Source organism: Bradyrhizobium sp. CCBAU 11361 (assembly GCF_028128935.1).
Taxonomy (GTDB): domain Bacteria; phylum Pseudomonadota; class Alphaproteobacteria; order Rhizobiales; family Xanthobacteraceae; genus Bradyrhizobium; species Bradyrhizobium niftali.
On record NZ_LBJZ01000116.1, the window covers coordinates 1 to 7,978 of the forward strand.

At 63.5% G+C, this 7,978-nt stretch carries 7 protein-coding genes and 2 pseudogenes; 7 read left to right on the forward strand and 2 right to left on the reverse strand.

Annotation, left to right across the window (positions count from 1 at the left end):
- The first annotated feature begins 225 nt into the window (after positions 1 to 225).
- Positions 226 to 546, forward strand: a complete 321-nt coding sequence (locus XI08_RS10345) for a hypothetical protein (protein WP_271574334.1) — start codon at positions 226 to 228, stop codon at positions 544 to 546.
- A gap of 30 nt (positions 547 to 576) precedes the next feature.
- On the opposite strand, the gene XI08_RS10350 is transcribed toward XI08_RS10345, so the two are convergent.
- Entirely contained in the window at positions 577 to 834 is a 258-nt protein-coding gene (locus tag XI08_RS10350) for a hypothetical protein (protein WP_143279437.1), read from the reverse strand.
- A gap of 1,177 nt (positions 835 to 2,011) precedes the next feature.
- Between XI08_RS10350 and XI08_RS10355 the strand changes: the two genes are divergently transcribed.
- The 5 genes and pseudogenes from XI08_RS10355 to XI08_RS10375 all read left to right on the forward strand — a co-directional run bounded on the left by XI08_RS10355 (position 2,012) and on the right by XI08_RS10375 (position 7,165).
- Positions 2,012 to 2,944 carry a DMT family transporter gene (locus XI08_RS10355; RefSeq protein WP_271574335.1) on the forward strand — a complete coding sequence of 311 codons (933 nt, stop codon included), beginning with the start codon at positions 2,012 to 2,014 and terminating at the stop codon, positions 2,942 to 2,944.
- Positions 2,945 to 3,003: 59 nt separating this feature from the next.
- Positions 3,004 to 4,329, forward strand: a pseudogene (locus XI08_RS10360) (efflux transporter outer membrane subunit); the annotation flags it as partial.
- A gap of 337 nt (positions 4,330 to 4,666) precedes the next feature.
- Entirely contained in the window at positions 4,667 to 6,085 is a 1,419-nt protein-coding gene (locus XI08_RS10365; protein WP_271574336.1) for an efflux RND transporter periplasmic adaptor subunit, read from the forward strand.
- Positions 6,086 to 6,321: 236 nt separating this feature from the next.
- Entirely contained in the window at positions 6,322 to 6,759 is a 438-nt protein-coding gene (locus XI08_RS10370; protein ID WP_271574338.1) for a transposase family protein, read from the forward strand.
- Positions 6,650 to 7,165: a transposase gene (locus XI08_RS10375; RefSeq protein WP_271557514.1), complete on the forward strand. Its 516-nt coding sequence runs from the start codon at positions 6,650 to 6,652 to the stop codon at positions 7,163 to 7,165. Before XI08_RS10370 ends, XI08_RS10375 begins: the two co-directional genes overlap by 110 nt.
- On the opposite strand, the pseudogene XI08_RS10380 reads toward XI08_RS10375, so the two are convergent.
- Positions 7,150 to 7,404, reverse strand: a pseudogene (locus tag XI08_RS10380) (transposase); the annotation flags it as partial. The gene XI08_RS10375 and the pseudogene XI08_RS10380 overlap by 16 nt on opposite strands.
- Before the next feature lie 75 nt (positions 7,405 to 7,479).
- Between XI08_RS10380 and XI08_RS10385 the strand changes: the two are divergent.
- On the forward strand, positions 7,480 to 7,978 hold a 499-nt coding region (locus XI08_RS10385; protein WP_271574337.1), incomplete at its 3' end, for an IS110 family transposase.

Here is a 7,978-nt window from a genome sequence, read left to right on the forward strand (position 1 = left end):
TTGCTCGTCCGTCAGCCGAATCATCTTTCCTTTATAGCCGATCGACGCTGATCTTCAATTTTGAGATAGGTTCTAGCCAAAAATGGTCCAGTTTGCCGGCCTCAGATCACTGAGGCTGCGGCGGTTGCCCTTATAGTCCTCAGTGGAAGAGACCAGCAACTACAACATGGGCAATTCGAGAATCGACACAGTTGTCGGCGCGGGCGCGCGCTGGGGGAAGCGATCTTGGCGGGCGTGAGTCCTAATGCGCTGGAGGCGATGCGATCATCGGTCAACGATGCGGTAGTGGCCGTAGAGCGAGATGCACAGGATATTCGATCGGTTCTTTCAGATGCACGACAAAGCAAGGACAGAACCATCTTCGAAATGATGGAGCAGGGAAAACTTCAAAGTGAGGAATTCAGCAAGAATTGCTCAGCCGCACTCGATGCGCAGCAAGTTGCGTTCGAAAAGCTAAAATCAGATCTTGAGGGAATAACGGCGGCCTATGAAACCCAGCGGTATGAAGCCAAGCGCCCGAGGGGCATCACGTACGGATCCGAGTAATAGATGCCCGATTAGCGAGGGCGTCTGCACTTAGATGCCGATGACGGTGCGTATCTCAGCTAAATCAACGATCTGAGACGGAGCTTCCACGACACAGGTCGTGCCCTCGCCGGCCGAGTTCAGATTGATCACGACTTTTTTGTTCACATTCTCGGTGGCAGCCTTTGACCATCGACCGGCGCCGCCGTCTTGCTTGTCTGATTTGCATTCAACCGCACCTCCCATCCTGTCGTCCTCGCCGCTAGCTGCTGCATGATTTGGCCAGTGCAAACGAGAGGAATCGCTCACGATTTTTCCGCTCAATGTCGCGTGCGCAGACACTTTGGCGTTCTACTTACATTTGACGCGTATGGTTTCGGACATCAGCACGGACTGCGCTCACCGGATCAAGCCCTGCGCATTGACCCGGCCCTTAGCTGCGCCTACCCTCGGTGGCAGAATGTCCGGTGCAGATGCGGTAGTCGGCCGCCCCGCCTATGACCGCCGATCCCTTTCACGCACAGACTTGCCTTCGGCTCGTGCTCTAGGACAGCGCCAATTTCGAGCGCTCCTACAAGCTGCGGCGCCCTTGTCGGCGGCGAGCGGCATGGGCCATTCCACAAGATCATCCCACACGAGCAGCGCTCGCCGGCCGAGCTCGCTTTGGGATGGGCCTATCTGTCGCGAGAGGCGCTCGCCAGCGCCAAAGCGCATGGGCGAAAACTCCATGGGCGTGTAATGAGATCGACCTCCTGACGATCCATCAGCGCTATGCCGATCGTCCCTCCGCCACTTCGGAAGATGAAGCGCCTGACCCTGGAGGCGCGCCGGGAGTTGGCTGACGGATTCGATGTCAGATTCACAGCCACGTTTGTGAAGATGACCGCGTTAAACCACCACAAAGGCACGAAAGCACTTCCACTTCAAAACTGCTGGCTGTACGTCATCGGAGTCTGCTTTCTTTTGAAATATAGTAGGGGGCATGATGGCTCCTGAAAGCTCGAATATTACCCTAATCGCTTGCCTTATCGTTGAGGCGGCCACTCAGCCAATGAGCTAAACGCGCTCATGGTGCATCTGCCAGATTAGCAGACCTCTGGGCGTATAGTGGCAACAGGATCGGTTGCGGCGCTGCACCGGTGTAGCCAACCAGTCCTGGTAGGTGCCTGCAGGACCTTTTCGGGGATACAAGGCGGCATGCCCGATGTTGGCAAAACCACACCAGTCTTCGGTTTGCCTATCGTCATCGCCAGTTCTCCCCCTAGACACCGCGAACTAAACTATGCCTATTCAACGCCCCTTATTCCCGCAAGAGAGCACCTTTATCCAAGTGATCAGCCTAACGCGTAGGGCTGGCAATTTCGCGGGCTATTTCAGAAGCTAGAGTCGGCTCATGCGTGGCTCGACTTGAACTTCAATCCCCCTCTTCCACCGGCGCTTGCACTATCTGAGTGTCAAACAGGCTACGCAATCGGAGCGCCGAGCGATGCGCGGCCCATCTCTTTTCCTACCCCTTCTTTGCGGAACACTCGCGACGGTCAGCTGGAGCATGGGCAACGTTCTGTCCAAGGCCGCGCTCTGCTGCATAGAGCCGCTCTCGCTTCTGACAGGGCAGTTGGCTGTAAGTGCTGCAAGCCTGACCGTACTATCCATCTGCTCAGGCGCGCCGCCTCGCTTGAGCGATTGGGGTGCTGGCCTTCCCGGCATCCTGCAGCCGGCGCTTGCGTCTGGTCTTTCGATCTTCGGGCTATCGATGCTGCCGGCGTCGGTAGAAGCGATGCTGTTCGCAGTTAAATCGCCGATGGTCATACTGCTTGCATGGTTAATCCTTGGCGAGGTCCCTAACCGTGCTATCATTTTCCTCTGTATGTTGGCTTCTGCCGGGGTCGGCTTTTTGAGCTGGACCCCTGACTCTGATCCGTCCGCAACGCGGGGACTGGGAGTCGCTCTCGTTCTCGCCGGTGTGCTATTCGCCTCACTCTACAACGTAGCAGTCCGTGTGATGTCGCAAAGTGTCGATGCATTGCGACTTACGACGGCAAGCCAGATCGTTGCGTTGACGGTGGTCGTATTTGCGTGGATTGGCGTCCGTCCAATGCCGACGCTCTCTGTGGTGATGGCCGATATTGTATCGGTGGTCGTATCCGGATTGCTGCTTCTTTCCATCCCCTCTCTCCTCTACGGGATTGCGCTGCAGCGAATGAGCGCGACCGCCGCCGCATTATTGCTGCCACTAGTTCCCGTGTTTACATCTATTTTGGCGTCCATCTTCCTTCGGGAAACCCTGACCGCAACGCAGTGGCTGGGGGCCGCCGCGGTTCTTGGATCGGCGCTTGCAATGCCCTTGGCCTTGCGTCCTAACCGCATGGCTCCGAAGTATCACCCACGCCCCTGTCGGAAAGCGGTCGGAAAGCCTTGACGAAGGAGCCGGGCAGCGCGCGGTATAGCAGTAATCTTTCTCTGCATTCGTCCCGGACGCTGCGAGCCGTCGCGGTCGCGTGTCTGGCGTCGAGCTTGGGTGCCTGCGTGCTAACCCAGGACCTTCCGGATCCCGCGCTCGATGTCCCCGCGCAGTACAAATACGCCGGGAAGGGGGATGCGCCGCCGTCGCTGGATTGGTGGCGCGGCTTCCGCTCGGCGGAGCTGACGCAGCTGATGGAAGAGGCGCAGACCGTCAACCTCGACATCGCCGCCGCGGTCTCGCGCATCGTCCAGGCGGACGCCCAGGCGCGCCAGGCGGGCGCGGCGCTGCTGCCGAGCCTTTCAGGCACCGGGCAGGAGACCTATTCGCGCACCTCCAGGTCGTCAGCCTCGGGTCTCACCAATGGTGGCCGTGAGGTCGTCAACTACCAGGCTTCGCTCAGCGCGAGCTACCAGCTCGATTTCTGGGGCCAGAACCGCGATGCCCTGCAATCGGCGGAAGAGACCGCCAAAGCTAACCGCTTCGATCGCGACACCGTCGCGCTGACGACGCTCGCCGCCGTCGCCAATGCCTATTTCCAGGTGCTGGCCTCGCAGGACCGCCTGCGCACCGCCCAGCGCAACATCGCGAGCGCGCAGCGCATCCTCGATGCCGTCAAGGAGCGCCGCAAGGCCGGCACCGGCACCGATCTCGACGTCGCCCTGCAGGAGAGCGTGCTCGCCAACCAGAAGGCGCTGGTGCCACCGCTGCGCCAGACGCTCGACCAGAACGTCAACGCGCTCGCCGTGCTGGTCTCGCGCCCGCCCGAGAGCGTGCGCGTGCTCGGCGGCTCCCTGGACCGGATCGCGATCCCGCGCGTGACGCCCGGCCTGCCGTCGGAGCTGCTGACGCAGCGGCCGGATATTCGCCGGCAGGAGGCGCAGCTTGCGTCTGCGACCGCGAACATCGGCAATGCCCGCGCGCAGTTCTTTCCGACCATCCAGCTCACCGGCAATGGCGGCTATCAGAGCTCGGCGCTGGTGTCGCTGTTCCAGCCGCATGCGGCCTTCTTCCAGCTCGTCGGCAGTGCCACGCAGCCGATCTTCGACGGCGGCAAGATCCTCGGCAATTTCGAATTTGCCAAGGCGCGGCAGGACGAACTGCTCCAGACCTATCGCAAGACCATCGTCCAGGCCTTCGCCGACGTCGACAATGCGCTGTTCTCGATCAAGCAGACCACGATCAAGCTGCAATTGCAGCGCGATGTCGTCACCGCCTCGCGCCGCGCGTTCGATCTGTCGGAGCAGCAATTGCGCGCCGGCACCACCGACATCGTGACCGTGCTCAACACCCAGCTGACCCTGTTCCAGGCGGAAGACGCGCTGTCGCAGGCCCAACTCGCAGGGGGGGGGGGGGGGGGGGGGGGGGGGGGGGGGGGGGGGGGGGGGGGGGGGGGGGGGGGGGGGGGGGGGGGGGGGGGGGGGGGGGGGGGGGGGGGGGGGGGGGGGGGGGGGGGGGGGGGGGGGGGGGGGGGGGGGGGGGGGGGGGGGGGGGGGGGGGGGGGGGGGGGGGGGGGGGGGGGGGGGGGGGGGGGGGGGGGGGGGGGGGGGGGGGGGGGGGGGGGGGGGGGGGGGGGGGGGGGGGGGGGGGGGGGGGGGGGGGGGGGGGGGGGGGGGGGGGGGGGGGGGGGGGGCCAGGCGCTCGGCGGCGGCTGGGAGCCGCGCATGGAGAAACCGGTCAATGCTCTTTAAGCCGGATAAGAAGGATGACGCGAAGGCGGGGACGGCGAGGAAATCGTCGCGCGGCGGCTTCATCCTGACTCTGGTCACGCTCGCGATCCTCGGCGGCCTCGGCTATCTCGGCTGGACCGTGATGCATCAGCAGCCGCAGCAGGCGAACGGCCGCAACCAGCGGCCCGACCTGCCGGTGCCGGTGCTGGCGGCAACGCCCCGCATCCTGGATGTCCCGGTCTATCTCGATGGCGTTGGTGCGATCCGCGCGCTCAACACGGTCACGGTGCGCTCGCAGGTCGACGGCAAGCTGATCGCGGTGAAGTTCACCGAAGGCCAGGACGTTAAGAAGGACGACGTGCTCGGCGAGATCGACTCGGCAGCGTACCAGGCGACCTACGACCAGGCGGTTGCCAAGAAGGCCCAGGACGAAGCCCAGCTCGCCAACCAGCGCATCGACTTGACGCGCTACGAGCAGCTCGCCGCCTCCAACGCCGGCTCCAAGCAGCAGGCCGACACCCAGCGCGCGCTGGTCGCCCAGACCGAGGCGCTGGTCAAGGCCGACCAGGCCGCGATCGACAATGCGGCGGCGACGCTGAGCTATACCAAGATCGTGGCGCCGATCTCGGGGCGCGCCGGCCTGCGCCAGGTCGACCAGGGCAACATCATCCACGCCCCCGACACCACCGGCCTTGTCGTCATCACCCAATTGCAGCCGATCGCGGTGTGGTTCAGCCTGCCGCAGCAGCAGATCATGCGGGTCAATGCCGCCGCTGCCAAAGGCGCGCTGTCGGTCGACGTGTTCGGCAATGACGGCGTCACCGTGATCGACAGCGGCAAGCTCACCGGCATCGACAACCAGGTCGACCAGACCACCGGCACGCTCAGGCTCAAGGCTGAATTCCCCAACGCCAATTACCAGCTCTGGCCGGGCCAGTTCGTCAATGTCCGCCTCAAGGTCGAGACCTTGTCGCAGGCGCTGGTGGTGCCGACGTCGGCGGTGCAGCGCGGACCGATCGGCACCTTCAGCTATGTCATCGGCGAGGGCGACATCGTCTCGGCCAAGCCTGTGACGGTGACCCAGCAGAACGAGCATGACGCGGTCATTGCGAGCGGATTGACGGCGAACGACAAGGTCGTGACCGCAGGCTTCGCCAATCTGTCCGACGGCTCCAAGGTGATCGTCGGCCGCGACGAGCAGACCCCGTCGGCCGACCTCGTCCCGCGCAAGCGCACGCGTGCGCCGGATGGCCAGAAGAAGGATGGCCAGGCCAAGGACGGTCAGAAGGACGGGCTGAAGGACGGACAAGGCAAGGACGGCGAGCTTTGCGCCAAGCGGAGCAGCAGTGAGGGCGACCAGAAGGGCCAGACCGGTCCGGCGCCAGGGCCGGGGGCTCAACCATCGGGATCTGGAGCCAAACAGCCATGATCCCGGCAACAGCCGCCTGAGCGGCAGGCGCATCCCATGGTGTCTCCGACCCCTTTATCCGCCGGCCGATCGCAACCTCGCTGCTCGGCATTGCGCTGCTGATTGGCGGCGTGCTCGGCTAAGGTCGGAATCGCAGTCGACGCCCGTAATTCGCCTTGCTCCATGCCTTCCGCTCACTGGTTTCCCCCGAACGTTCGATTGTCGAGATCCTTCCCCAGACCGACAGGGGGGTGCTCGTGGCTCGGCCAAAGTCAGCGGTCTCGCTCTGCCCCTGTTGCGGCGGCCAGACGGGTCACGTCCACAGCCATTACGAGCGACGCTTAGCCGATCTGCCATGGCAGGGGCGGGTTGTCGAAATCCGGCTTCAGGCGCGACGCTTTCGATGCGCGAATCCGCAATGCCCGCGTCGGATATTCACTGAGCGGCTACCGGCAACGGTGCGGCCGAAAGCAAGACGCACAACCCGCCTCGGCGAGAGCCAGCTGGCGATCGGCTTTGCGGTCGGCGGTGAGCCCGGCTCGCGCCTGTCGCGCAAACTGGCCATGCCAGTCAGCGGCGACACCCTTGCCGGATTTCGTTGCCCCGACCGTCGTCGGCATCGACGATTGGGCTTGGCGTCGTGGCCAGCGATGTGGAACGATCATCTGCGATCTGGAGCGCAATTGCGTGCTTGACCTGCTTCCCGATCGTAACGCCGGCAGTGTTGCGAGCTGGCTGAAGCGCTGGCCGGAGATCAAGGTCGTCGCCCGCGATCGTGCGGGACTTTATACTGATGGCGCACGCTGCGGCGCCCCCGACGCGGTGCAGGTGGCGGACCGCTGGCACCTGCTCAACAGTCTGGGTGAGGCCCTGCGCCACGCGGTCGGCCGCCATCGTCACAGCATAGCCGCCGCCGTGCAAATCATGGCGTCCGTGCAACGACCGAAGACTGGCAGTTCCACGCTCCCGCCCGGCCTTGCACAATTGCGGGCGGATCGAAAGGCTGCACGACGCGAACGCTGGGATGAAATCTGTCGCCTAAGAATTGGACGCGCATCGCTCCCAGCTCCTAGAGCGCTTTCCGATCACGTTGCGTCGTAACCAGCCGCGACGAGATAATTTTGACATTCCTCGGGTGAGAAGCGTTTGAGAGCGTTGGCGATTGCTTGCCAGAGATCGGGCATGGTGCGCGCTGCGGCGGCCCGCAACAGCGCTTTCAGTTTGGAGAAGGCCATTTCAATCGGGTAGAAGTCTGGACTGTAGGACGGAAGATAGAGCAGGCTAGCTCCGGCCGCCTGGATGGCCTCTCGAACGCTATGGACCTTGTGATCGGGCAAGTTGATGGGGTGGACGCCCCCTCACGGCATCGCTGTGCCAAAGTGGTGTCGTTGACCATCACTTGAACGGAGGCGTCCATGTCGGAAGTTAGCATAATCGGGTTGGATCTCGCGAAGAATGTGTTCCAGATGCACGGCGCGGATGCATCAGGAACCGTGCTTTTCCGCAACAAGCTGCGCCGGGATCAGGTCCTTAAATGTCTTGCCGCGCAGCCGACGTGCACGGTCGCCATGGAGGCCTGCGCCAGCAGCCACTACTGGGGGCGCGAGATCGGGAGATTAGGGCATGCGGTGCGACTCATTGCGCCAGACTATGTAAAGCCTTTCGTAAAGCGGCAGAAGAATGATGCCGCGGATGCGGAAGCAATCTGCGAAGCCGCCCAGCGGCCGACGATGCGTTTCGTGGCGGTGAAGAGCGAGGCGCAACAGGCCGCGGCCATTGTGTTTCGCGCCCGCGACCTCCTGGTGCGTCAGCGCACCCAAACCATCAATGCGCTCCGCGGCCATCTGACCGAATTTGGGGTGGTAGTGGCGCAAGGTCCCTTCCATGTTGCCAAACTCGTTTCCGCGATCATCG